This is a genomic window from Algisphaera agarilytica (assembly GCF_014207595.1).
GTDB classification, from domain to species: domain Bacteria; phylum Planctomycetota; class Phycisphaerae; order Phycisphaerales; family Phycisphaeraceae; genus Algisphaera; species Algisphaera agarilytica.
Map to the genome: position 1 here is coordinate 504,879 of NZ_JACHGY010000001.1, position 25,256 is coordinate 530,134.

The 25,256-nt window shown below is 64.5% G+C and carries 21 protein-coding genes; 17 read left to right on the top strand and 4 right to left on the bottom strand.

Going from position 1 to position 25,256, the window contains the following annotated elements:
* Positions 1–59 precede the first annotated feature (59 nt).
* From HNQ40_RS18030 to HNQ40_RS02225, 9 genes are all read left to right on the top strand, one after another.
* Entirely contained in the window at positions 60–173 is a 114-nt protein-coding gene (locus tag HNQ40_RS18030) for a DIP1984 family protein (RefSeq protein WP_221435340.1), read from the top strand.
* Between the two features lie 12 nt (positions 174–185).
* The gene (locus HNQ40_RS02190) at positions 186–512 is read left to right on the top strand and encodes a DIP1984 family protein (RefSeq protein WP_261356900.1); all 327 of its coding nucleotides are present in this window, start codon (positions 186–188) and stop codon (positions 510–512) included.
* 298 nt (positions 513–810) lie between these two features.
* Positions 811–1,530 (top strand): pirin family protein, encoded by a 720-nt coding sequence (locus HNQ40_RS02195; protein ID WP_184675942.1) that lies wholly within the window; start codon positions 811–813, stop codon positions 1,528–1,530.
* A 68-nt stretch (positions 1,531–1,598) separates the two neighbouring features.
* On the top strand, positions 1,599–2,195 hold the full coding sequence (locus HNQ40_RS02200) for an N-acetyltransferase (RefSeq protein WP_184675944.1): 597 nt from the start codon (positions 1,599–1,601) through the stop codon (positions 2,193–2,195).
* A 133-nt stretch (positions 2,196–2,328) separates the two neighbouring features.
* A complete protein-coding gene (gene mfd / locus HNQ40_RS02205; RefSeq protein WP_184675946.1) occupies positions 2,329–5,802 on the top strand; it encodes a transcription-repair coupling factor in 3,474 nt (1,157 codons plus the stop codon).
* A 32-nt stretch (positions 5,803–5,834) separates the two neighbouring features.
* Complete coding sequence (locus tag HNQ40_RS02210) at positions 5,835–6,332, top strand: hypothetical protein (RefSeq protein WP_184675948.1); 498 nt, start codon at positions 5,835–5,837, stop codon at positions 6,330–6,332.
* A gap of 80 nt (positions 6,333–6,412) precedes the next feature.
* Complete coding sequence (locus HNQ40_RS02215; RefSeq protein ID WP_184675950.1) at positions 6,413–7,888, top strand: alpha-L-fucosidase; 1,476 nt, start codon at positions 6,413–6,415, stop codon at positions 7,886–7,888.
* Between the two features lie 36 nt (positions 7,889–7,924).
* Positions 7,925–8,401, top strand: coding sequence for a hypothetical protein (locus HNQ40_RS02220; protein ID WP_184675953.1), 477 nt, complete (start codon positions 7,925–7,927; stop codon positions 8,399–8,401).
* A 62-nt stretch (positions 8,402–8,463) separates the two neighbouring features.
* The gene (locus HNQ40_RS02225) at positions 8,464–9,882 is read left to right on the top strand and encodes a sulfatase family protein (protein ID WP_184675955.1); all 1,419 of its coding nucleotides are present in this window, start codon (positions 8,464–8,466) and stop codon (positions 9,880–9,882) included.
* 108 nt (positions 9,883–9,990) lie between these two features.
* Here HNQ40_RS02225 and HNQ40_RS02230 read toward each other — a convergent pair whose 3' ends face one another.
* The gene (locus tag HNQ40_RS02230) at positions 9,991–11,010 is read right to left on the bottom strand and encodes a zinc-binding alcohol dehydrogenase family protein (protein WP_184675957.1); all 1,020 of its coding nucleotides are present in this window, start codon (positions 11,008–11,010) and stop codon (positions 9,991–9,993) included.
* A gap of 135 nt (positions 11,011–11,145) precedes the next feature.
* On the opposite strand from HNQ40_RS02230, the gene HNQ40_RS02235 reads away from it, so the two are divergent.
* Entirely contained in the window at positions 11,146–11,610 is a 465-nt protein-coding gene (locus tag HNQ40_RS02235; RefSeq protein WP_184675959.1) for a tRNA (cytidine(34)-2'-O)-methyltransferase, read from the top strand.
* A gap of 112 nt (positions 11,611–11,722) precedes the next feature.
* On the opposite strand, the gene HNQ40_RS02240 is transcribed toward HNQ40_RS02235, so the two are convergent.
* From HNQ40_RS02240 to HNQ40_RS02250, 3 genes are read right to left on the bottom strand one after another with little or no spacing between them, the layout of a single operon-like run.
* Entirely contained in the window at positions 11,723–12,439 is a 717-nt protein-coding gene (locus HNQ40_RS02240; protein WP_184675962.1) for a macro domain-containing protein, read from the bottom strand.
* Positions 12,440–12,484: 45 nt separating this feature from the next.
* The gene (locus HNQ40_RS02245) at positions 12,485–13,360 is read right to left on the bottom strand and encodes a hypothetical protein (protein ID WP_184675964.1); all 876 of its coding nucleotides are present in this window, start codon (positions 13,358–13,360) and stop codon (positions 12,485–12,487) included.
* A 35-nt stretch (positions 13,361–13,395) separates the two neighbouring features.
* Positions 13,396–14,274 carry an ABC transporter ATP-binding protein gene (locus HNQ40_RS02250; protein WP_184675966.1) on the bottom strand — a complete coding sequence of 293 codons (879 nt, stop codon included), beginning with the start codon at positions 14,272–14,274 and terminating at the stop codon, positions 13,396–13,398.
* A gap of 140 nt (positions 14,275–14,414) precedes the next feature.
* Between HNQ40_RS02250 and HNQ40_RS02255 the strand changes: the two genes are divergently transcribed.
* From HNQ40_RS02255 to hisG, 7 genes are all read left to right on the top strand, one after another.
* Positions 14,415–17,477 (top strand): hypothetical protein, encoded by a 3,063-nt coding sequence (locus HNQ40_RS02255; RefSeq protein ID WP_184675968.1) that lies wholly within the window; start codon positions 14,415–14,417, stop codon positions 17,475–17,477.
* A gap of 155 nt (positions 17,478–17,632) precedes the next feature.
* Entirely contained in the window at positions 17,633–18,166 is a 534-nt protein-coding gene (locus tag HNQ40_RS02260) for a hypothetical protein (protein WP_184675971.1), read from the top strand.
* A 414-nt stretch (positions 18,167–18,580) separates the two neighbouring features.
* Complete coding sequence (gene nusA / locus HNQ40_RS02265) at positions 18,581–20,008, top strand: transcription termination factor NusA (RefSeq protein ID WP_184675973.1); 1,428 nt, start codon at positions 18,581–18,583, stop codon at positions 20,006–20,008.
* 102 nt (positions 20,009–20,110) lie between these two features.
* Positions 20,111–22,888, top strand: coding sequence for a translation initiation factor IF-2 (gene infB, locus HNQ40_RS02270; RefSeq protein ID WP_184675975.1), 2,778 nt, complete (start codon positions 20,111–20,113; stop codon positions 22,886–22,888).
* A gap of 86 nt (positions 22,889–22,974) precedes the next feature.
* Positions 22,975–23,418, top strand: a complete 444-nt coding sequence (rbfA, locus tag HNQ40_RS02275) for a 30S ribosome-binding factor RbfA (RefSeq protein WP_184675977.1) — start codon at positions 22,975–22,977, stop codon at positions 23,416–23,418.
* A gap of 3 nt (positions 23,419–23,421) precedes the next feature.
* A complete protein-coding gene (locus HNQ40_RS02280; RefSeq protein ID WP_184675979.1) occupies positions 23,422–24,207 on the top strand; it encodes a hypothetical protein in 786 nt (261 codons plus the stop codon).
* Positions 24,208–24,328: 121 nt separating this feature from the next.
* Positions 24,329–25,213 (top strand): ATP phosphoribosyltransferase, encoded by an 885-nt coding sequence (gene hisG, locus HNQ40_RS02285; protein ID WP_184675981.1) that lies wholly within the window; start codon positions 24,329–24,331, stop codon positions 25,211–25,213.
* Positions 25,214–25,256: the final 43 nt, after the last annotated feature.

Below are 25,256 nucleotides of genomic sequence, written 5' to 3' on the forward strand. Positions count from 1 at the left end.
TTTCGATTTCAGCGATCGGTGTTAGCATGCGGTCTTTGTCTATAAACCGGGAGACCACGATGAAACTTGCAGAAGCTCTGATGTTGCGTTCGGACCAGGAAAAGAAGATCGCCTCGCTGCGCGAACGGATCGCCGCCAACGCGGTGGTGCAGGAAGGCGAGACCCCGCACTAAGACCCCGCCAAACTGATCAAGGAAGCGGTCGGCGTGCTCAAGGAAAACGAAAAACTGATTGCGCAGATCAACACCGCCAACCTCGCCAACACCCTGCCCGACGGCCGGACCATTACCGAAGCGATCGCGGCGCGCGATCGGCTGACGCAGCACCACGCGTTGCTGCATACCGCCATCTCGGGAAGCCAGCGTGAGCCCGACCGCTACAGCATGAGCGAGATCAAGTGGATCGCGACGCTCGAGGTCGGCAAGCTGCAGAAGCAGGCCGACGACCTGTCGAAGAAGATCCGTGAACTGAACGCGATGATCCAGCAGACCAACTGGAACGTCGAACTGTAATTGAGAGTCCCGGGCGTGCGCCAGACCCCGGCTCGAGGCCGAGGGGTTGAAAATATATCGGGCTCGATTAGCGGCGCTGCGGGCGGCGCCACCCTCCTTACCCCTCCGCCCCGCACCCCTTCATGTGCAAACCGGCCCAAAAGGCCGCTTCTCCTGCACCGCTCACCACCGGGCGCAGACGGGGCTCTCTTGCGCCCAGCGCGAGTAAAAATTTTTCGGAAGACACTGGAAATATTGCGGCTGGTGTATATAGTTGTTTAAACAACTAAATGGCCGATCGGCCGAAAGGACCCCCAAAATGAACACCACCCCCACCACCGAACTCCGCCCCGCCGACGAGCGCGGCACCTCGAACCTGGGCTGGCTCGACTCGAAGCACAGCTTTTCCTTCGGCGGGTACCACGACCCACGCCGGATGGGCTACCACGGCCTGCGCGTGCTCAACGACGACCGCGTCGCCCCGGGCATGGGCTTCGATACCCACCCCCACCGCGACATGGAGATCCTCACCTGGGTGCTGGATGGCGAACTGGCCCACAAGGACTCGATGGGCCACGCCAGCAGCCTCGGGGCCGGCGGCGTGCAACTTATGTCCGCAGGCACCGGCGTGACCCACAGCGAATTCAACGGCCGCAGCGATGCGCCCGTGCACTTCCTGCAGGTCTGGATCATACCGCGCGAGCGCGGCACCAAGCCGCGCTACCAGGAAGCCATCCCCGACGCCGCGACCCGCGACGGACAGTTCGCCGCGCTCGCCACCCCCGATGGCCGTGACGGCTCGCTGGTGATCGGCGCGGAGGCCGAGGTGTACGTCGGCGATTTCGCAGATGGCCAATCCACAACGCTGTCGATCCCCGATGGCCGAGTGGAATACGTTCACGTCGCCACGGGCAGCGTGACGGTCAACGGCGAACCCGCCCAAGCAGGCGATGCGATCACCTCGGACGGCGACGCCACGATCGAGATCGCGGGCGTGAACCCCAAGAGTCAGGTGCTGGCCTTCGTATTGCCGGCGTGACACCTGCTCCCTACCCCCGCACCGACATACACCCGGTGCGGGGGGTTTCGCATGGTTACAATGGCCGCATGATCCGACGCGCGACGATCACCGATGTCCCGGCGATGGGGCGAATCATCAATGACGCGGCTGAGTTTGGGCTGATGCTGCCCAAATCGACCGCGGCGTTGTATGAGAACGTGCGCCAGTTCCATGTGGTCGAGGATGACGACGCGGGCTCGCCGACGCACGGCGAGGTGGTTGGGGTGTGTGGGCTCTCCATCATCTGGGCGAACCTCGCAGAGGTGGTGTCGCTGGCGGTGTCGCCCTCGCAGCGGGGCAAGGGGCTGGGCAAGCGGCTGGTCGAGGCGTGTCTGGATGAAGCGAAGCAGCTCGGGATCAAGCGGGTGATGTCGCTGACCTACGAGCAGAAGTTTTTCGAGCGGCTGGGTTTTTCGGTGGTGGACCGGCAGAACCTGCCACTGAAAGTCTGGGCGGACTGCGTGCGGTGCCCGAAGCACGACGCGTGCGACGAGATCGCGATGATCCGGGTGTTTGATGATGTGCCCGAGCCCGAGGGTGCCCCCGCGACGCCGAGCACGGCCCAGGGGGCGCGGTTCGAGGTGCCGGTGGTGATCACGACCACGGCGGTGGGGAAAGACGGCAAGCCACTCATCGGGGACTGAAGCCAGCCGAAATCATGGCCCGGGATCACACGGCCTAATAAATAAGATTTAACTTATTTATTTATCATTTTAACGCCCACGTCTTCTCAGAACCGAATAGCCCGCGGCGGCCGGGCTACACTAACGCGAACCGATGTCCGTTGAAGCGACCGCCTGGCACGATGTGGTGTGTGGGTCCGCGCCCGTTGGCGCGCTGGCCGAGGCGGTAGCGCGCGGGGACTCGGCGGCGGCGAACGGAGCGCGGGGGTCGGTCGCGGCGCTGGTCGCGGGCGGGGTGGCGCGGGAGCTGGGGCGGACGGTGCTACTGGTGGTGGCCCACCTCGACGAGGCGGACGATGCGCTGGACGACCTGGAGGGGTATGCCGAGGCGGCGGGCAGCCCGACGGGGTTGGTGGTCGAGCGGTTCGGGGCGCTCGAGGTGTTGCCGGGCGAGTCGAGCGTGAACCTGGAATTGCTGGCGGAGCGGCTGCAGGTGGTGCAGCGTGTGGTCGAGGGGCGTTACGCCAGTGCGACGAACGATGCCGCGGGCGGTGCCGCCCCACTGGCGAACGTGATCGTCGCGCCGATCCAGGCGTTGATGCAGGCGGTGCCTGAGCCGGACGCGCTGGGCGGTTTGACGCTGACGCTGCGGGCGGGGGAAGACATGCCGCCGGGCCGACTGCTGGACTGGCTGGACCGCGCGGGTTACTCCCGGCAGGACGCGATCGATCAGCCCGGCGACTTCGCCACCCGCGGCGGGATCATCGACATCTACCCCGTCGCGGGTAAGGTGCTGACCGAGACCGATCAGCCCGGACCCGTCTCGCCGATCCGCCTGGACTACTTCGGCGACGAGATCGAAACGATCCACCGCATCGACCCCGACACGATGGGCTCAGGCGAGATGCTCCGCAGCGTCGGCCTCGTCGGCGGCACCGAGCACCAGGTCCAGTCCGACCACGGCACCGCCAACGTCCTCGACCTGCTGCCCGACGACATCGTCCCGGTCCTCCACGAAACCCTCGAGCTCAACGAGCAGGCCCGCGGCTACTTCGAACGTCTCACCAAGTCGGACGGCATCACGCCGCCCAAAGACGTGTTCAAGAAACTCACGTCGATCCCGCACCTCGAGCTCAACGCGTACTCCCAATCGTCCAACCCGCTGGCCAAGCGGATCGACCTGCCCGTCGCCGCCCTGCCGAGCTTCCACCAGGACGCCAAGACCGCGATCCGTGACCTGGGTGACCTCGCGGGAACGCCGGGCGTGGGCGTGACGGTGTTGTGCGGCAAGCCGGCCGAGCGCGATCGGCTGGTGGAGCTGCTCATCGAGCACGTGCCCGACCACTTCCGCAAGGTGGATGTGCGCGTCGGTTCGTTGCACCGCGGGTTTGTGTGGGAAGGTCTGTCGTTAGCCCCTGGCTCTGCCGGGGGGCGTGAGTTTAAGATTAATCGCCCCCCGGCAGAGCCGGGGGCTAAGGGGGATGGCGGCCATTACTTCGTCCCGCACCACGAGCTGTTCCACCGCTACGAGACCCGGCGGCGCGTCCGCCGCGTCATGTCCGCCGCGTCGGGCAGTGCCTCGGGCGGCGATGCGTTCCTCGACCTCGACGTCGGCGACTACGTCGTCCACATCGATCACGGCATCGCCAAGTTCACCGGCCTCAAAACCATGCGCCCCCGCAAGAACGCTAAGGGCGAGATGACCGGCGGCGGGGAATACCTCACCCTGCAGTTCGCCGACCAGGCGTTGCTGCACGTCCCGGCCGGGCAGATCGACCTGGTACAGAAATACGTCGGCGGGTTCCAGGGCCGACCGCCGCTGTCGGTGCTGGGCGGTAAGCGGTGGAAGAAGCAGAAGGAATCCGTCGCGGATGCGGTGAAAGACCTCGCCGCAGAATTGCTTCGTGTTCAGGCGGCACGCGAGACGCAGCCGGGCGTGCGGTACCCCGGCGACACGGCGTGGCAAAAAGAATTCGAGGCCGAGTTCCCTTACGACGAAACGGAAGACCAGCTCGCCGCGATCGCCGCGATCAAGTCGGACATGTCCGACGAGACGCCGATGGACCGGCTGATCTGCGGTGACGTGGGCTTCGGCAAGACCGAGGTCGCGATCCGGGGGGCGTTCAAGTGCGCCGAGTTCGGGAAGCAGGTCGCGGTGCTCGTGCCCACCACGGTGCTCGCCGAGCAACACGAACGCACGTTCCGCAGCCGGCTGGCCGACTACCCGTTCCGTGTGGAGTCGCTGTCACGGTTCAAGACCGCCAAGGAGCAGCGCAAGACCCTCGACGCCGTCGAGCGTGGCGAGGTCGATGTGCTCATCGGCACCCACCGCATCCTGTCGGAAGATGTCAAGTTCGCAGACCTCGGCATGGTCATCATCGACGAGGAGCAGCGCTTCGGCGTCGAGCACAAGAACAAGCTGCTCGGGCTGCGCATGACCGCCGAGATCCTCACGCTCACCGCGACGCCGATCCCGCGGACGCTGCACATGTCGATGGTGGGCTTGCGGGACATCAGCTCGCTGACGACTCCGCCGGTGGACCGCCGATCGATCGTCACGGAAGTCATCCCGTACAACGAGCACCGCATCAAGCAGGCGCTCACCCGAGAGCTGGCCCGCGAGGGGCAGGTCTATTTCGTGCACAACCGCGTGCACAACCTGCAGACCGTCGCCGACGACCTGCAACGCCTCGCGCCGGGCGCCCGCATCGTCATCGGCCACGGCCAGATGCCGCCCAAAGAACTTGAAAAGGCCATGCTGACCTTCATGCGGCGCGAGGCCGACATCCTCGTGAGCACGACGATCATCGAGTCGGGCATCGACAACCCGCACGCCAACACGATGTTCATCAACCAGGCGGACCACTTTGGGCTCGCCGAGTTGCACCAGCTGCGAGGACGAGTGGGTCGCTACAAGCACCGGGCGTACTGCTACATGCTGCTCCCCCCGGACCGCACGGTAAACGAGGTCGCCGCGAAACGGCTCAAAGCCATCGAGAACTACTCGATGCTCGGCGCGGGCTTCAAGATCGCGATGCGAGACCTGGAGATCCGCGGCGCGGGCAACCTCCTCGGCGCAGAACAGTCCGGCCACATCGCCGCGGTGGGCTACGAGATGTACTGCCTACTGCTGGAACAGGAAACCAAGAAACTCCGACACGAGCCGATTATCGAAGCCAGCAAATGCCACCTCGAGCTCCCGCCGCCCAAGCCCGGCAGCTCGATCCCCAAGCGCTACGTCCCCAGCGACAAGCACCGCATGGAGGCCTACCGCAGGCTCACCCGCGTCGACACCCTCGACCAGCTCGACAAGGTCGTCGAAGACCTCACCGACGCCTACGGCAAGCCCCCCGCCGCCGCGCAGAACTTCATCGACCTCATGGAGATCCGCGTCGCCGCCAGCACCCAGCGCATCGACAAGATCCAGCTCGAAAAACCCGACCTGATCTTCACCACGGCCAAAACCAAACAAGTCCTCGGCCTGTTCAAAGGCGCCCCCGGCCGAGCGACCGAGCTCGACAACAACCAGGTCTACTACCGCCCACCCGCGAATTACCTCGAAGACCCCGCCACGCTCATCGCGGTCTTACGTAAGCTGTTGGTGCGTCCGCTTCGCGATTCCGCATAACACCCTCGGCCGTTTCCGCAACCCACAACCCCATGGAAGCGACACACCACGACATCCTTTTCCGGCACGTAAGAACGTCGCGACGTGAGGCATTTCATTTAGTCACGGGCACCTTTTTGATTGGCAGCTTGTTACTAAGCCTCGGCTATTACCTGACCTCACCCGACGCCAAGCTATTTCGCCTGATCGCGCTGTGCGTCGTGTCACTGATTTGCCTGTATGTCTTTGCCTACGCCGTCTACCTCCTAAAGACCGGGGGCACTTTCACCGTCGAGCTAAGCAGCGATCGTCTAAGGGTCGACTCACCGGTCAATGACGGAATGCCGAGTATTGAGATTCCACTCGATACGATCAAGGGGGTGGAGTGTCATAACTTCCGATCCTCAGATTCAGATCCCAGGTACGTGCTTCGATATGGAGACGCAGGCGAGTACACCTTGTGGGCTAATTTTGGTATTAATCCTCGGAAACTAGCGAGGCTGATTGCCAATCAAACCGGCCACGACATCATCGACCTCAACAAGCCTTAAATTTCGCATCGGTGTTAGCGCACTTCCTTTAAACTCCACCGCCTCCGCCTTCCTGCCACTTCAGTTCCCCCGGATTCCCCATGAGTGACCAACCCGTTTCCGACCCGTCCTTCCGCTACGAGCCCGACTGGGACTCGATCCGCAGCCGCTACGAATGCCCCGACTGGTTCCGTGATGCGAAGTTCGGCATCTTTGTGTTCTGGGGCCCCGCCTGTGTGCAGGCTGTGGGCGACGACAAGTACGGCGCGTGGATGTACACCAAGGACTACGCCCCCGCCGGGCTGAAGGTCCGCGAGTACCACGAGAAGCACTTCGGCCACCCGTCGAAGTTCGGCTACAAGGACTTCTTCCCGCAGTTCACCATGCACGACTACGACCCCCAGTCCTGGGTGTCGCTGTTCAAAGAGTCGGGCGCGAAGTACATCGTCCCCGTCGCCGAGATGCACGACGGCTACGCGATGTACGCCTCGAAACACACCCGCTGGAACGTCTGCGACGTCGGCCCGAAGCGCGACGTGATGCGCATGCTCGTCGACGAATGCCGTAAGCACGACTTCAAGGTCGGCCTGTCGTCGCACTTCGCGCTCAACCGCGAGTTCTTCCCCAAGTGGGACCCGACGTTCGACACCAATGACCCCGAGTTCTACGACCTCTACGGCAAGCCCTGCGAGAAAGACGATCCGCCGACGCAGGAGTTCCTCGACCACTGGTGGGACCGCACGACCGACATCGTCGAGCAGTACGAGCCGGACATCCTGTGGTTTGACTTCGGGCTGGACAAGCCGGGCTTCGAGCCGGTGCACAAGAAGATCCTGGCCTACTACTACAACAAGGGCCTGGAGTGGAACAAGCCGGTCGTGTTCCAGGACAAGAACATGAACTTCGACTCGTTCCCCGAGGACCTGATCGTCCTCGACATCGAGCGCGGCCGACTCACCGAGAGCAGTCCTAACCCCTGGCAGACTGATACGGCCGTCGGCAAGGTCTCGTGGACCTACATCGTCAATGAGAACTACAAGACCTCGGCCTTCCTCATCAGCGAGTTCGTCGACATCGTCAGCAAGAACGGCAACCTGCTCTTGTCCATCGGCCCCAAGGCGGACGGCACCATCGGCGAAGACGAGGCCCGCATCCTCCGCGACTTCGGCCAGTGGCTGGAGCTCAACGGCGAAGGCGTCTACGGCACCCGCCCCTGGAAAACCTTCGGCGAAGGCCCCACCGTCTACGGCACCCAGAAAGTGCCCGAGCACACCTTCAAACACAACCACCACACCGAGTACTTCGACGAAGACCCCGACGCCCGCGACATCCGCTTCACCACCAAGGACGGCGTGCTCTACGCCTTCGCCCTGGGTTGGCCCGAGGACAACACGTTCCGCATCGAGTCGCTGAAGATCGGCAACGCATACGAATCGCGGGCGGTGGCGTCGGTCGATGCGTTCTGCACGGCGGGTGAGGTCAAGTGGCAACAAACCGACACCGCCCTCGTTATCGAGACCGACGGCCAACCGCTGGGGCAAGGCGCCTTCGGCTTCGCCATCCGTTTTGCCGAATGATTTGATGTCGCCAACACTTTTTCCGGAGACCGTTCGATGCCGTCACACTCGCCCGAAGACATCCAATCATGGGACCGCTGGTTTGCGGTCGAGTGCAACAACCATGCGTGGGACGCCGCCGATGCGGTGGACCCGAGCGATGAAGACGCGGTGGAAGCGATGGTGCGTTGCGCGTTCGCTTCGGCGTATCACTGGGCACGAGCGGGCGACACGGTGAACTTGTTGCGGGCCGACCAGCTGTTGGCCTGGGTCCACGCGGTCGCCAGGCGGCTCCCCGCGGCCGAGCGCTACGCCGCAAGCAGCCAGGCGTATCTCAACCAGGGAGTGGGCGGCATTGGCGACTGGGACCGGATTTTCCAAGCGTTGGTTCAGGCGATGATTTCCGCCATCGCGGGGGAGAAAGCATCAGCAGACTCCGCTATTGCACAAGCCGATGCCCTCGCGTCCGATTTGGATCACAACAGCCGCGAGATTTTCGATAAGTACCGCGCGGCCGTTCGTGCTGCGGGGTGACCGATTTATCCGATCGAGACACCCACTCCAAGACTTTGTCTCTCACCCGTTAAACTTTATCTATGGCCAACACCCCCCCGAATTTTTTGTTTCTTGTCGGCGAAGACGTCGGCCGACACCACGGCTGCTACGGCGACGACTTCGCGCACACCCCCCACCTCGACCGCCTCGCGACTGAGGGGTGTTTGTTCCGTAATGCCTACACCACCGCCCCGGTCTGTTCGCCCGCCCGGAGCACGATGGTGTCGGGTCAGGACCCGCGGAAGATCGGGTCTCACCTGCACCGCTCAAAGCTGGCCAAGCCGCCGCGTGTGTTCACCGAGGAACTGCGTGACGCGGGGTACTTCGTGAACTGGGCTAACAAGACCGACTTCAACTACGACGAAGAGGCAGACAACTTCAAAGAACGTTTGGCCGATACGCGGACCGATTGGCGGAAGGATTTGGCGGCGGGCAAGCTGCCGGATCAGCCGTGGCTGTTTTTCTACAACTTCAACATGACCCACGAGAGCCAGCTCTGGCCGTCGGACGCCGAGGCGAACGTGCCCAAACCCGACCCGCAGCGGGATGACGCGGAGCTGGACGAGCTTCCCGGGCTGGAGGTGCCGCCCTACATGCCCGACACGCGGTCGACGCGGGCGTCGCTGGTGCGGTATTACAAGAACCTCGAAGAGCAGGACCGGCAGATCGGGCACGTGCTCGAAGACCTTGAGAATCAGGGGCTGGCCGACAACACCGTGGTGATCTACATCTCCGACCACGGCCGGGGGTTGATCCGCGAGAAGCGCTGGTGTTACCCGGCCGGTGTACGGATGCCCATGATCGTGCGGGCCCCGGGGCTGACCGAGCCCGCTTCGGTGCGTGACGATTTGGTGTCGTGGGTGGACATCGCGCCGACGATCCTGGCGCTGGCGGGCGTAGAACGTCCTGACAATTACGACGGCCGACCGCTGTTGGGCCCCGACGCCGAGGCGGAGCCGGACTGCGTGTTTTTCGGGCGCGACCGGATGGACTCGTCGCACGACCGCGTCCGCGGCGCCGCCGACCGGCGGTACCTGTACCTGCACAACGATCGGCCCGACATCCCCTACGCCCAGTGCAACCGGTACATGGAGACCAGTCCGGTGACGACCGAGACACGCCGCCTGTCGCTCGAAGGCAAGCTGCGTTTCCCCGACAACGTGTGGATGCAGCTCACCAAGCCGCAGGAAGAGTTGTACGACCTGGTGTCGGACCCGCACGGCGTGCACAACCTTGCCGACCGCGAAGAGTACGCCCAGACGCTAAGCACGCTGCGCGACGCGGTGGCGGATTGGTGTGAGCGGATCGACGACAAGGGCCGCAAGACCGAACGCGAATTGATTGATCAGGGGCTGATCCTGGATGACCTTGCGGGGCTCCAAGAACGCAAGGGCATGATTCTGCCGGAGCTCGATCCAGAGGGGGTGTTCTCGACGCGGTTTGATGCGGACAAGGTGTAGGCGCGGCGATATTTGATCGCCGGCTAAACCGTAGGTCAGGCATGCTTGCCTGACACGAGCCTTCTAAAAACCACGTCAGGGCAAGCATGCCTGACCTACAGAACAGCTTTAGAAACTCACCACACCCTTAAGCATCGCGGCCTCGGGCTTGAGCCAGTCTTCGAAGATGCCCGGGAGTTCCTGCGCGGTCGTGCGGTGGGTGATCCACGGGGCGACGTCGATTCGGCCCGCTTCCATGTGCTCGATGATCTCGCGGAAGTCCTGGGCGGTGGAGTTGCGGCTGCCCATCAGCGTGAGCTCTTTGCGGTGGAAGGATGGGTCGTCGAACGAGATGTCGCCCATGAGCAGGCCGATGAAGACCAGCGTGCCGCCCTGGCCGGGGAGCTTGAACGCGGCCTGCATCGAGTGGCGGTTGCCGGTGGCGTCGAAGACGGCGCGGGGCAGTTCGCCGAGGGTGGCTTCCCACTGTTCTTCGAGGGGCACTTCCGTGTTGAGGCTGAGCGTTTCGATTTCGGGGTAGAGCTGTTTGGCGGTAGCGAGGCGTTTCTCGCTGAGGTCGATGCCGACAACTTTCGCGCCGTCGAGCAGGGCGAACTGGATCGCGGTCAGGCCGATGGGACCCAGGCCGATGACGGCCACGGTGTCGCCTGCTTCGAGACGGGCGCGGCTGACGGCGTGCTTGCCGATGCCCAGCGTTTCAACCAAGGCGAGGCTTTCCAGCGGCAGCTTGGCCGAGGGGTGTAGGGTCGAGGCGGGGAGCACAAAGTGTTCCCGCATGCCGCCGTCGCCGTGGACGCCCAGCACGGTGATGTTGCCGCAGCAGTTGGTCTTGCCGCGGACACACGCCGCGCACTCGCCGCAGTAGAGGTAGGGCTCGACGGCACACTTGTCGCCGGCCTTCACGTTGGTCACGCCTTCGCCGACCGCGGTGACCTCGACGCCGAGCTCGTGGCCGAGGATGCGGGGGTATTCGAAGAACGGCTGGTTGCCGCCGTAGGCGTGGATGTCGGTGCCGCAGATGCCCACGTGGTGGACGCGGACGGCGGCCTCGCCGGGGCCGGGCTCGCCGGGCTGGTCGGTCTGGGTGAATTCGAGGCGGCCGGGTTCTTGGAGGATGAGGGTGTTCATGTGCAGGCTCGGGGGCGTGGGTGGGGTATAGCTGACGGCGGCTCGGGCTAGCGGACTCGGCCGAGACGTTCCATGATAATGGCCTTAACCGCGTTTCACACGGCGGGGCCGATCGCGACCCGCTACATTGCCGCCATGCTCCACCTGGTCCTCTACCACCCCGCCATCCCGCAGAACACCGGCAACATCGCCCGCACCACCGTGGGCATGGGCGCCCACCTGCACCTCATTCACCCGATGAAGTTCGAGATCACCGAACACGCGGTCAAACGCGCGGGCCTCGACTACTGGCCCTCGGTCACGCTGACCGAGCACGCAAGCGACGAAGCGTTTCTCGAGTGGCTCGGCGACCGCCAGCCGTGGCTGGTCACGAAGTTCGGCAAGCACCGCTTCGACCAAGCCGAGTACAAAGACGGCAACGTGGTCATCCTCGGCAACGAAAACACCGGCCTGCCCCAAGCCTGGCACAACCGCTGGCCCGACCGCACGATCCACATCCCCATGCCCGGCCCGATCAACGGCGGCGAAAACATCCGCAGCTACAACCTCGCCAACGCCGCGGCGATCGTGATGGCACATGCGACGATGAGAAACTATTAGCTCGGATGAATCGGATTTATTCGGATAAAGACAACGAAAACGTGTTAACGGAGACTAAGTTTTTCCCAATCCGATTCAATCCGATCCATCCGAGCCAAACCAAATCAACAACTCACACCCGCCGGCGGTTGGTCATCCAGTCGGCGCGGTTCTGGATGATCTCGCGATAGACGTTGGCGTCTTCTTCACTGAAGCAGACGAACAAAACCTTGTGGGGGAACTCGGGCGCGGGGCGGGTGGCGAAGTGGCCGAAGACGTGGGCGAAGGCGATCTTGGCGGCGCGTTCTTTGGGGAAGCGGTAGACGCCGGTGCTGATCGCGGGGAAGGCGACGACCTTGGCTTCGTGTTGCACCGCCAGGCGGAGGCAGTTGAGGTAGCAACTGGCCAGCAACGTGTCTTCATGGAGGTAGCCGAGCTGCGCGGCTTCGCCGAGGGGAGCGCCGGGCATGGCGTAGGCGGCGGCTTCGCTGGAACCCGGATCGTTCCAGACCGGGCCGACGGTGTGGAAGATGTGCTCGATGCCTTGGGATTCGAGGTCGAAGGCGGGGGATGCCTTGGCCAGACCGGTCGGGCAGCCGTCGAGGGTGCGGTTGAATTCGAGCAGGCGCGGGCCCGCCTCGCGGTGGATCGCGCCATCGACGCCCCCGCCGCCGAGCAGCGATTCGTTGGCGGCATTCACAATTGCTGTTACACCCCAACCCGAATCGGGCTGCGTGAGATCGCCGACGACCAGATCGATGCGTGACACCGGATCGTTGAGCGCCCGCTCCACGCCGTCGGCCTGGGGAAGCGAAAGATTGAAATCGTTGGGATCGGAAGCGTCAGCCATGGCGTGAGCTTAGGCGTCGAGGGTGTTACTGCAAACCCGCAAGACTCAAAACGCCAGCGGGTCGCGCTCGGCCACGGGGCGATCCAGCACTTCCTTGAGGATGAACGCCCGGCGGAGGTCCTTCTTGCTCAGCTTGGCGAAGTCGATGAGCTGGAGCGGGCTGCCCTGCTGGGCGAGTTCGGTGTCTCGACGAGCCGAGCCGACCTTCTGCACCGCGACATCGTCAACCATGCGGTGCACGCCTTCGTGCGGCTTGACCGACGTGGGGTGCGGCGTCTGCACCGGGGGGAGCGGTCGGCGTTGGGTGGGCGCGGGTTGAGGTCGGGCGGGTTGCGGGTGGTTGCCTTGAGCGCGTTGAGCTCGTGCCTGTTCGACCTGGCGTTGCCGAGCGGCGAGGGCTTCACGCCGCTGCTGCTGGCGTTGCAACTCGCGTCGGCGGAGCGCCTCGGCCCGCTGCTGCTGGGCCTGAGCGCCGCGGGCCGCCGGCGCGGGTCGCGGCTCGGCCCGGCGTTGCGGCTGCACTTCGCTGGGCAACGGGTTGCTTGAACGGGCCTGGGGCTGCTGACCCCGCTGAGCGGCGCGGGCCCGGGCGATGCGCTCGGCCATGCTCAGGTTCGCATCGCCTGCGTTCGCTTGGCTCGACGCCGCAGGTCGGCCGCCACGCTTTTGGGACATCTGTTGGAGCTGGGCGCGTCGCCGAGCCTTGATCTCTTCGAGCGACGCACCGCCGCCCTCCTCTGCCATGCCTGGGGGTCGCGCTTGCTGCCCTTTCTTCTTCTGCGTTTCCTTGATGGCGTTCTTGATCATCGTGCTGAAGAAGATGACGCCGAACACCGCCGCCGCCAGGATCTGGATCGCGGAGAAACCAGAGCCGGATCCAGAGCCGGAGCCTTGAGCAAGTACGGAATCAACCGGGATCATCAATACGCCTTTCTTCGGAACAGGCGAGCGAACGCCTACCCCTCAAGTGTATCGCAGCCGAAGCCGTTTGGCGGATTTTTTGTGACCAATACCGCCTGCCCGTCGTGTTCGATCCGGTCCAGCTCCAGGCCGTACACCGGCGACAGCACCTCGGGCTTCAGCACCGACTCGGCCGAGCCCGACGCGACGATCCTTCCGCGGTCCATCAGCCAGACCTCGTCGGCCCATCGCGTCGCCAGCTCCAAGCCGTGCAACACCACCAGGACCGCCCGGCCCTGCTCCGCCAACCCGCGGAACATCGCCATCGCCTCGTGGGCGTGCCGCAGGTCAAGACTCGACGCGGGCTCGTCGGCGAGCACGACGTTGACCGCCCCATCCCCCGCCTCGGACGGGGTCGACTGGCTCTGCGCCCAGGCCCGCGCGATCAGCACCCGCTGCTGCTGTCCGCCCGATAGCTCGTTAAACGCACGGCCCGCCACGTCCGTTAACCCGCACTTTTCAATCGCTTGGTCCACAAACGCTTCATCCCGAAACGCAAACCGCCCCATCGCGATGATCTGCCGCACCGTGAACGCAAAACCCACCTCCCCACGCTGCGGCACATAGCTCACCCGCCTCGCCAACGGCTCGCCGAGCAGCGGCGACACCGCCTCCCCGCCCAGCTCCACTTCCCCCGCCCAGGGCTTGAGCTGCCCAAGCATCACCCGCAGCAGTGTGGACTTACCGCACGCGTTGGGCCCCAGCACCACCGTCACCCGGCCGGGTTTGAGCTCGGCCGAAACCCCCGACAACACGGGATCGCCTTGCCGTTTGGGGTCGTATCCAAACGTCACATCCCGCACGACCAGCGCGGCGCTCAGCCCCTCGGCCGTTCCGGGGGTCGGGGTTATCGGGGATGGATCAACGTCATTCATAGGGGTTATCGCTTAGCCGTGTGAAACTATCCGGACCTTGGCGTTGAGATTTTACGGTTATGCCGCTCAGGTGACCCGCGCCGCTCGCCGATGATCCAATGTCGACTGATATCCGCATCCGATCTGGTGAGAGGCTTGTCATGGCTGACCAACCCCAAACAAACGGTTCAGAACCCACCGCGTCCATCCCCCCCGCTCCGCCGGCTTCGATCAACCCCAACGAAGCGTTGGACCTGTTGGGCGATCTCGAGGCCCGCTTGGGTGCGCTCAAGGATTGGCAGGCTCAGAACGACAAGCACGCCGAGGAAGTCACCGCCCAGGCCGAGCAGATCGCCGAGCAGGAAAACCAGCTCGCCGAGCGCCAGGCCCAGCTCGACGCCCAACGCAGCGAACTCTCCAACGAACGCGAACAACTCGACACCGAGCGCAACCAGCTCGCCTCGCAGCGTGACGGCCTCCAGGCCGACCGCGATCAACTCCAAACCCAACGCGAAGAACTCGAGCAGCAACGCCAGTCGATCCTCGACGAGCAGCAGCAGCTCGAGTCCGACCGCACCGCCCACGCCGACCAGGTCTCGCAGCAGCAAGCCGAGCTGGACGGCAAGTGGTCGGAGTACAACGACAAAGAACAAGCCCTACAGCAGAACCTGAGCGAAGCCGACCAACGCCTCGCCGAAATCGAGCAGCGCAACGCCGCCTGCGACGAACGCCAGGCCCAACTCGATCAGCAGCAGGCCGATCTCGCATCCAAGCAGGAAGAGCTGCAGAACGAACTCGACCAGATCCAAACCAAATGGGATCAGGTCAACGCCGAGCGTGAAGAGCTCGACCAGGCTCAACAACAACTCGAAGAAAGCAAGCAGAGCCTCGACGAACAGCGTCAAGCCCTCGAAGGCGACCGCGCTGCGTTCGACGACGAGCGTGCCGAGTTTGCCGAGCAGCGTCAGCAGCTCAAGGAACGCAAGAAAGAGCTGTCCAAGGCCCACATGGACCTGAAGCTGCGTCAGGACGCACTCGACGCGCAACAGGCCAGCCTCGACCGCGCCCGCGAGGAGTTGACCGAACAGGCCGGCGACCTCAACAACGACACGCTGATGCCCGGGTTCATCCCCAGCCTCGACGATCTGGACCGCAAGGCCGACGTTTCGCAAGGCGACGACCAACTGGCCCAACGCCGAGCCGAGCTCGACGCCCGCGCCAAGGAACTCGACGCCCAGCAGGCCGAGATCGACCGCCAGCGTGAAGAGCTGACTCAGGGCAATATCCCCGACAGCCTGCAGGAACTCGAGCGCAGCCTCAACGACCGCGAAGCCGAGCTGACGCAGAAGGAAAACATGTTCCGGGAGACCCTGGAGCAGGGCAAAGCCAAGGTGCTGACCGCCCGTGAGAAAGTTCAGGAAGACGAGCAGGCCGTCGCCGAGATGAAGGCCGAGCTCGACGCCGAACGCGCCGAACTCGACGAAAAGCAGGCCGCCTGCGAAGCGCGTCAGTCCGAACTCGATGCCCGCGCCGCCGAGCTGGATCAGCTCAAGAGCGATTTCGATTTCAAGACCGACTCCGCCGATACGGTGATGGGCGTCTCCACCTTCACGGAAGACGCCGACACCGAGCAGCAGGCCGACGACCTGGCCAGCCGCGAGGAAGAATTCCGTGCGAAGAAGCACGAGTTCCGCGAGAAACTCGAGCAGGACAAGCGCGAACTCGAGGCCGAGCGTTCGGAACTCACGACCCGGCAACAAGAAATCGAGGCGCTGGTTCAGGAACTGGAATCGCGTCAGTCGGCGATCAACGAGCGTGAAACCGAGCTCAACGCCTGGGCCGTTCGTCTTGAAGACCAGTCCAAGGAACTCGACCTGCGTGCCGAGTTGGCCGAGCCCAGCGAACCCGCGGCTGAAGCCGAAGGCGAAGCCCCGGCCGACCTGACCGAACGCATCGCCGAGCTCGACCGCCGCGAAGCCGAGCTGGATCAGCGTGAAGCCGACCTCGCCGAGCAGGAAGCCGACCTGCTGTCCCGCATCGATCAGATGGACAACGCTCCGCAGAGCGACGACGAAAAAGACCAGGCCATCGCGCAACTCCGCGAAGAACTCTCGGCCTTCAAAGCCAAGTACGAAAAACGCAAGGCCCAGATGATCAAGGCCGACGAGGTCATCAAGAAGCGCCGCGACAAGGTCCGCAAGTACCTACACCAGCTGCGTGAGCAGGCGGACAAGATCCAGGCCGCCGAGTCGCAGGTCGAGTCGAGCAGCGCCCAGTACGCGGGACTCGACAAAGAGCGTCGCAACCTGGTCGAGGTGAAGAAGTTCCTCGAATCCAGCGAAAAAGCGATGGTCCAGAAGTGGGCCACCCGCTCGACCGCCAGCATGGTCGCGCTGATGATCCTCGCCTTGCTGGGCGCAGCGGTATTCAGCTACTTCGTCGGCAAGCAGTTGGCGGTGCCCGTGTGGCAGTCGTCGATGGCGATGTCGTTTGAAGCCGAGGCCCTGGGCACGGCGTCGGTCGGCGAGGCCGCGACGACCAACGTCGACGCGCTGCGTCGTCCGGGCGTGGCCGCGGAAGCCGCCGTCGAGGCGCTCAACCAATCGATCAACGACGGCACCCTCGTGACCGAGCCGGGCGCTGAGCCGGGCGACGAACCCGCCACCGAAGCCGTGGCCGCGGCGCCCGCGACCAACTGGATGGCCGAGTTCCGCCAGTTCATCACCAGCGACGCCGTGATGGTTGCCACGCTTAATCAGCTCGACCAGCGTGGCATCCGCATGTTCACCAGCCCCGGCCAACTCGCCAGCCACTTCAACGAGTCGCTGGAACTGGCCGGCAACCCGTCACGCATCGAGTTCACCTACACCAGCGAACAGCCCGAGTACGTCGTGGGCGTCCTGGACGCGTTGGGCAAAGCCATCGTCTCCCGCCAGATGTCGATCGACCGCTCCGAGGGCCGTGACGAAAACACCGCCCGCATGCTGCAGTCGGCCGAGCGCAACAACACCGCCGCCCGCGACGACACCATGCTCTACGCCGGCATCAGCCTCGCGGCCATCGCCGGCGTGGCGTTGATCCTGGGCCTGATCATCCGCGTGGCGTTGGGCCGCTCCAAGAAGATCATGGACGAGGCCGACGGCATCCCCGCCTTGGCCACGCTCGACAAGCCGGGCACCTGGTCGCCGGTCGGCAGCGAACCCGAAACCAAAGAAGCGGCGTAACCCACGCCACCCACAAACACAGAAACCCAATCGGGCCCGTCGATCCCTCGGCGGGCCCGACGTCGTCTTGGGGTTGCTCGCAGGTTTATCGCGGGCAGGCCGGGCTTTACACTGGGTGGGACTCTTCTTCCCCGCCGTTCGGCCGAGACCGCGACATGTCCACCCGTTCCCTGCGCCCGTCCTTCCGCCTCCCGCTCTCCCACCCGCCCGACGAGGCGATCGGCTCGCTGGAGTCATTCCTCGACCGCACCGACCAGCCGATCCAATCCCAGCGGGCAGGGCGACACATGACCTTGACGGTCACCCCGGCGGTCCGGCACTTCTGGTCGCCGTGGCTGAACCTGGAGTTTGAAAACGCGGAAAGGGCTGAAGACGCAGCAGACACGGCCATCCACACCTCGGTCCACGCCCGCTTTTCGCCCGCCCCCAGCCTCTGGACCGGGTTTATGGCGGTCTACTTCAGCCTGGCCACCGCGGGGTTTTTCGCGGCGATGTGGGCCCTGGCCCAGTGGACCATGGGCAACCGGCCGCTGGCGTTGTGGGTGGTGCTGGCCTGCGTCCTGGGATGCGGGGGGCTGTGGTGGGTCTCGATGATCGGCCAACGCCTGGCCCGGGAGCAGATGCACCTGCTCCAGGACGCCCTCGAAAACGCCTTGGTTTCGCCCGCCGACCCACCCGCCCAATCTTGACAACCCCCAGCTAAACCCTAACCTTATGGGTTCGCCAATGGGCATAGGGCTCGTTGGCGGCTTGAGGTTGACCGGATGCAATACGCACACGCGATCCACGGCATGGAACGGCTCAGCAAGTAATGGGTGGCGCAACCACCCAACTTGGTCAGCTCCCCCCTGCCCACGGCCCCCAACGGCTCGGCGAACCCCGCGACACGCAGGGCACGCCCCAACCCACGGAGGCCGCGACCATGGCTTAACCGCCCGCGCTGCATCCCTCCGCCCCTCGTGTGTTTCAGGACCACCTGAATCACGAGACAAGGCACGACCTCAAGCCACGAGCGAATTTCGCCTCGTGGTTTTTTCATTCCGCCGAGAACGCCTCGGCAGCCTCGACATCCCGACACAACTCGATACGTACAGGACAACCATATGAACGGCCCCGAAATGCTCCGCCTCGTCGACTCGATCTCCCGCGACCGCAACGTCGACAAAGAAACCCTGCTGACCGACCTCGAACAGGCCATGGTTTCGGCTGCCCGTAAACACTTCAACGCCGTTGACACCGAAGACTTCTCCTGCGAGATCGACCGCCTCAACGGCGAGATCAACGTCTTCCGCGGCGAAGAGTACATCCCGCTCGAAGAGCTCGGCCGGATCCCCGCGCAAACCGCCAAGCAGGTCATGATCCAGCGCTTCCGTGAAGACGAACGCGCCAGCATCTTCAACGAATACATCGACCGCGTCGGCGAACTGGTCACCGGCATGGCCCAGCGCTACGAGGGCGGTGCCCTGGTCGTGCAGATCGGCCGCGCCGAAGGCTTCATGCCCCGCAGCGAGCAGATTCCGGGCGAACAACACCAGCCCGGTGAACGCGTCCGCTGCCTGATCCTCGACGTCCGCGACGCTGGCAACCAGGTGAAGATCGTCCTCAGCCGGGCCGACCCGAAGATGATCCAACGCCTCTTCGAAGTCGAAGTCCCCGAAGTCGCCGAGCGCATCATCGAGATCCGCGCCATGGCCCGTGAACCCGGCCACCGCACCAAGCTGGCCGTTGCCTCGGTCGACTCCAAGGTCGACGCGGTCGGCGCCTGCGTCGGTGTCCGCGGCTCGCGCATCAAGAACATCGTCGACGAGCTCGGCGGCGAGAAGATCGACATCGTCCGCTGGAACGACTCGTCGCAGCTGCTGATCCAGAACGCCCTCAAGCCCGCCGAAGTTGTAGAGATTTCGCTGTGCTTCGAACTCGGCCGGGCGACCGTCGTGGTCAATGATGACCAGCTGTCGCTGGCGATCGGCAAGCGTGGCCAGAACGTCCGCCTCGCCGCCCGCCTGACCAACTGGGACGTGGACATCCTGACTCCGCCGGAGTTCACCAAGTCGCTGGACATCATGGAAGAAACGCTCAAGGCCATCGACGGCATCAGCGAAGAGCAGGTCGACCGCCTCGCGGCCCTGGGCCTGATCAGCGTGTTCGATGTCGAAGAAGTCGGCCCCGAGTACCTGGCCGAGACGCTGGGCGTCGACGAGGCCAAGGCTCTGGAAGTCATCGGCGTGGCCAGCGAGAAGGGCAAGGAAGTTGCCGAACAGCAGGCCCAGGAGAAGGAAGAAGCCGAGGCCCGCAAGAAGGAAGAGCTCAAGACCCAGCAGGCCGCGTACGCCGGCGGCGGCGCCATCGACGACCTGCTCGGCGGTGCGGCGGCCGACGCCCCCGCCCCAGCCCCGACCGACGCGCCGGCCGACGGCGAAGGCTCGATCATCGACATGCTCGAGTCACGCGACGATGCGGCGGAACCCGTCGCCTCGGACGCCTCGGCCGAAGCAGAATCCGCTGACGGAGACAAACCCCAGGACGCCTGAGCCGCGTCTTAGCCACGGCCCGGGCACGTTGCCCGGTGCCGAACCCACGAACCACCTGATCTGATTTCACGATCGTCTGACTGCCTTATCCCGGAGCGCCTCTTGCCACCGAAAAACCTACGAGTCCACCAACTAGCCAAAGAACTCGGCGTCAACAGCAAGGTGATCGTCGCCAAGTGCGAAGCCGAGGGTGTGCCCGGCATCACGAACCACATGTCCGTGGTGAAGCTGGGCCTCGCCGCGACCGTCCGCGAGTGGTTCTCCGGCGACGGCGCCGACGCCGAGCACAACGCGGTCGAGACCGCCGCCCCGGTGGACCTGGAGAAGGTGCGTAAGCCCGCCAAGCGTAAGGCCGCCAAGAAGAAGACCGAAGAGCCTGTCGAAGAGGCGCCGGTCGCGGTCGAAGAGAAGCCGGTTCCCAAGAAGAAGCGGCCCACCCGTAAACCGGTGGAACCCATCGTTGAACTCGAGGCCCCCGAAGCGCCCGCCGAGGAAGCACCCGCTGAAGTCGAAGCCGCGGCCCCCGCTCCCGAAGCGCCCGCCGAACCCGAAGCCCCCGTCGAACCGCCCAAGCCCGCGGGCCCCGCGGGTGTGCAGAACGTTCCGGACCGCCCCGATGTCGTCAAGCCCGCCGGCGAACAACTCGAAACGCCCAAGAAAGCCAAGCTCTCCGGGCCCAAGGTCATCCGTGTCGAGAAGCCCGAACCCGATGCCGCGCCGCGCCCGCGTCGCACCGGTGGCGGCCCCGGCGGCGGCCCACGCGGCGGCCGTGACTCGGGTGGCGGCATGGGCGGCCAGGTCGAAGGCATCAGCCGATCCCGCGGCCCGGTCCGCGGCGGCGGCGTGCGTGGCGGCGGCGGTGGTGGCGGCGATGAACAGCGCGGCAACAAGCGTCGCGGCATGAACACCCGCCGTGGCCGTTCGGCCGACGCCCTGCTCACCGGCCCGACCCAGCTCTCCAAGGCCGACGCCGACGAACTCGATGCCCGCCTCAAGGGCTCGACCGGCTACATGAAGCAGCGCCGGCGCGACCTGCGCAACAAAGGCACCGCCGCCACCGGCTTCCAGGCCCAGACCGCCGTCCAAACCGGCGGCAAGGTCGAGATCGAAGAACCCATCACCATCAAGGGCCTCTCCTCCGCTACCGGCATCAAGACCGCCCAGATCATCAAGTTCCTCTTCAAGCAGGGCGTGATGGCCACGGTGAACTCGGCCATCGGCACCGAGGCCGCGATGGAAGTCGCGATGGAATACGACATCGAGCTCGAAGTGAAAGAGCTCGAAACCGCCGAGGAAAAAGTCGAGAAGCAGTTCGCCGAACGCGAAAAAGTTGACGAGCAACCCCGCCCGCCGGTCGTCACCGTGCTGGGCCACGTCGACCACGGCAAGACGTCGCTGCTCGACCGCATCCGCCAGGCCGACGTCGCCGCCCACGAAGACGGCGGCATCACCCAGCACGTCGGTGCGTACCGCGTCAGCGTGGAAGGCAACGACGGCGCGAAGAAGACCGTCGTCTTCCTCGACACGCCTGGCCACGAAGCGTTCAGCACCATGCGGGCCCGCGGTGCGAGGATGACCGACCTGGTCGTCCTCGTGGTCGCCGCCGACGACGGCGTGATGCCCACCACTATCGAGGCCATCGCCCACGCCAAGGCCGCCGAGGTGCCGATCATCGTGGCCCTCAACAAGATCGATACGCCCCAGGCGACCGACGAGAACATCCGCAAGATCTACGGACAACTCGCCGAGCACGGGCTCAACCCCACCGATTGGGGTGGCGAAACCGAAATCATCAAGACCTCGGCCACCGAAGGCACCGGCATCACCGAGCTGCTGGAAATCCTCGACTACCAGGCCGAGCTCCTCGAGCTCACCGCCGACTACGGCGGCCCGGCCCGCGGCACCGTCATCGAAGCCGAGATGCAGACCGGCCGCGGCTCGGTCGCTCGTGTCTTGGTCCAAGACGGCCAAGTCAAAGTCGGCGACTTCATCGTCTCCGGCCGTGCCTTCGGTCGGGTCCGTGACATGATCAACGACCGCGATCAATCGGTTGCGGACGCCGGCCCCGCCACCCCGCTCGAACTCTCGGGTATCGACCTGGTCCCCGATGCCGGCGACAAGTTCTTCGTCACCGACTCGCTCAAGCGGGCCGAGGAAGTTGCCCTGCAGTACCGCGAAACCGAACGTCAGCAAACCCTGGCCAGCAAGACCAAGGTCACGCTGGACAACTTCGCCGACGCCGTGGCCGCGGGCAACATCAAGGACCTACGTGTGGTCATCAAGGCCGACGTCCAAGGCTCGATCGAGACGCTCACCAGTAGCCTCGAAAAGATGGGCAACGACGAAGTCACCGTCAAGGTCCTGCACTCGGCGGTCGGCGGCATCACCGAGGGCGATGTGCTCCTGGCCGACGCATCGGACGCGATCATCCTGGGCTTCCACGTCACCGCGACGCCAGCCGTCCGCGAGATCGCCGATGAACGCAAGGTCGACATCCGCACTTACCGCGTGATCTACGACCTGACCGACGACGTGAAGAAGGGCCTGGAAGGCATGCTCACGCCCGACCGCTCCGAAGAGGAAGTCGGCCAGGCCGAGGTCAAGGAAGTGTTCCGCATCGGTGGTGTGGGTGCCGTGGCCGGCTGCCTGATCACCGAAGGCACCGCGTTGAAGGACGACGTGAAGGTCCGCGTGTCCCGCGACGGTGTGGTGGTCACCGACGACCGCGACGTCGAGAGCCTCCGCCGCGTGAAGGACGAAGTGAAGCGGGTCCAGGCCGGTACCGAGTGCGGTGTCCGCGTGGCCAACTTCGACGACCTCAAGTCGGGCGACGTCCTGATCTTCTACAAAGTCATCGAAGTGCAACGCACGCTGGACTAACCCCCCCATTAGCCCCGGGCTCTGCCCGGGGGCTCCATCACACTCACCTCCCCGGGCAGAGCCCGGGGCTAACGGTGAACCGCCGCATGACCCAACGCCAGAAACAAGTCGAGTCCCTGCTGCAACGCGCCGTCGCGTCGGCGCTGCAGCGTGGCCTGGCCGATCCCCGGCTGCAGGGCGTGCTCGTCAGCGTGACCCGAGTCGACGTCAGCCCGGACCTGCGCAACGCCAAGACCTTCGTCTCGATCACCCCCGAGAAGTACGAGTCCCGTGCGATCCACGGCCTCAAAGACGCGACCATGCACATCCAGCAGCAGGTCAAGAAGAACGTCGCTTTGCGTTCCGTCCCCCACCTCCGCTTCGAGATCGACCACGACCTCAAGAAACAGGCCGCGATCTTAGAAGCCATCGATCAGGGAATGAAACGTACCGAAGCCTCATCCGCTTCAACCGAACAACCCAACCCGGAGGCTGCGGAGCACAGCGACAACGCCCCGGATACGGATCCAACCACCCCTCAAGAGAATTAACCGTTGGCCAAACAAGACCCTGCCACCGCCAAGAAATTCGCCGCCCTGCTGAAGAAGAGCATCACCGCGTACAAGGGTGAAGACCCGCCGCCGCGTGACCCCGTGGCACAGCTCATCGTCAGCTTCATGCAATGGGACTCGACCCGCACCAAGGCCGAGGACGCCTTCGTTGCGCTGATGGAAGAGATGATCGACGTCAACGACCTGCGCGTGAGCCACCCCCACGAGCTGGTCGAGGTCATCGGCAAGGACTACCCCAACGCCGTCAACCGCGTGATCCGTCTGCGTGAATCGCTGCACGAGGTCTATGCCCGCGAGCACGACATCCAGATGCACTCGATCGCCGGCAAGGGCAAGAAAGAGCAACGGGCCTACCTCGACTCGCTGCCCGGCATCGCCCCGTACATCGCGGCCCAGGTCACGCTCCTGTCCTTCGGCGGCCACGCCATGCCGATCGACGACAAGCTCCTGGCCCTGCTGATCAACGAGGGCTGCCTCCACGAGGGCACCTCGATCGCCGACGCCGAGTCGTACCTGGTCCGCCAGATCAAAGCCGGCGACGCACTCGAAGCCCACCTCGCGTTGCAAGCCTGGGCCGACAAACGCAAGGCCCCCGCCGCTAAGGCTCCCGCCAAGACGACGAAAACCACCAAGGCCAGCAAAACCACCAAGTCGACTAAGACTACGAAGAAGAAAACGACCAAGACCACCAAGGCGACCAAGTCGGCCCCGAAGAAGAAGGTCGCCAAGAAGAAGACCACGAAAAAGAAGGTCACCAAGAAGAAGTAATTTTGGAACTTGGGGACTTGGGGATTGGGGAATTAGACGAGAACTAAACCTCGCCAAGACTCCATCACGCCAAGTTTTCTTCCCAAGCCCCCAACACCTAAGTCCCTAACACCCACACCCCATGACCACCGATCCCTCCAAACTCCGACTCGGCATCCCCAAAGGCTCGCTCCAGGACCCCACCGTCGACCTGTTCTATCGGTCCGGCTACCGCATCAACGTGTCCAGCCGGTCGTACTACCCCGAGATCGACGACCCGGGCATGTCCGCGATGATGTTCCGCTCTCAGGAGATGTCACGCTACGTCGAAGACGGCGTGATCGACTTCGGCATCTGCGGCCACGACTGGGTCGTGGAAAACAACAGCGACGTCCACGAGGTCTGCGAACTCGAATACTCCCGCGCCACGTCCAACCCCATCCGCTGGGTCCTGGCGGTGCCCGAGGAGTCGGACATCCACAAGCCCGAGGACCTCGCCGGCGGCATCATCGCCACCGAACTCAAGCAAACCGTCAAGCGGTACTTCGAGGGCAAGAACATCCCGATCAAGAAGATCGAGTTCTCCTGGGGCGCGACCGAAGTCAAGGCCCGACTGATCGACGGCATCGTCGACTGCACCGAGACCGGCTCGTCGCTGCGGGCCAACAAGCTGCGCGTCCTCGACACGCTGCTCACCTCGACCACGCGGATGATCGCCAACCACGACGCCTGGGCCGACCCCGCCAAGCGGGAAAAGATCGAAGACATCGCGCTGCTGCTGCAGGGCGCGATTTCCGCCAAGAGCCAAGTCGGCCTCAAGCTCAACGTGCCCCGTGCCAAGCTCGACGCCGTCCTCGCCCAGATGCCCTCGGCCCAGTCGCCGACGGTCAACGAACTGGCGGACAAGGACTGGGTGGCGGTGGAAGTGATCGTGGACCGCACGGTCGAACGCGAACTGGTGCCCAAGCTCTCCCGGGCCGGTGGCCAGGCGATCTTCAGCTACCCGCTGAACAAGATCATCCCCTGAAATCCGCCTCGGCTTTGACATCTCAGGTTTTCCGCGCTCACCT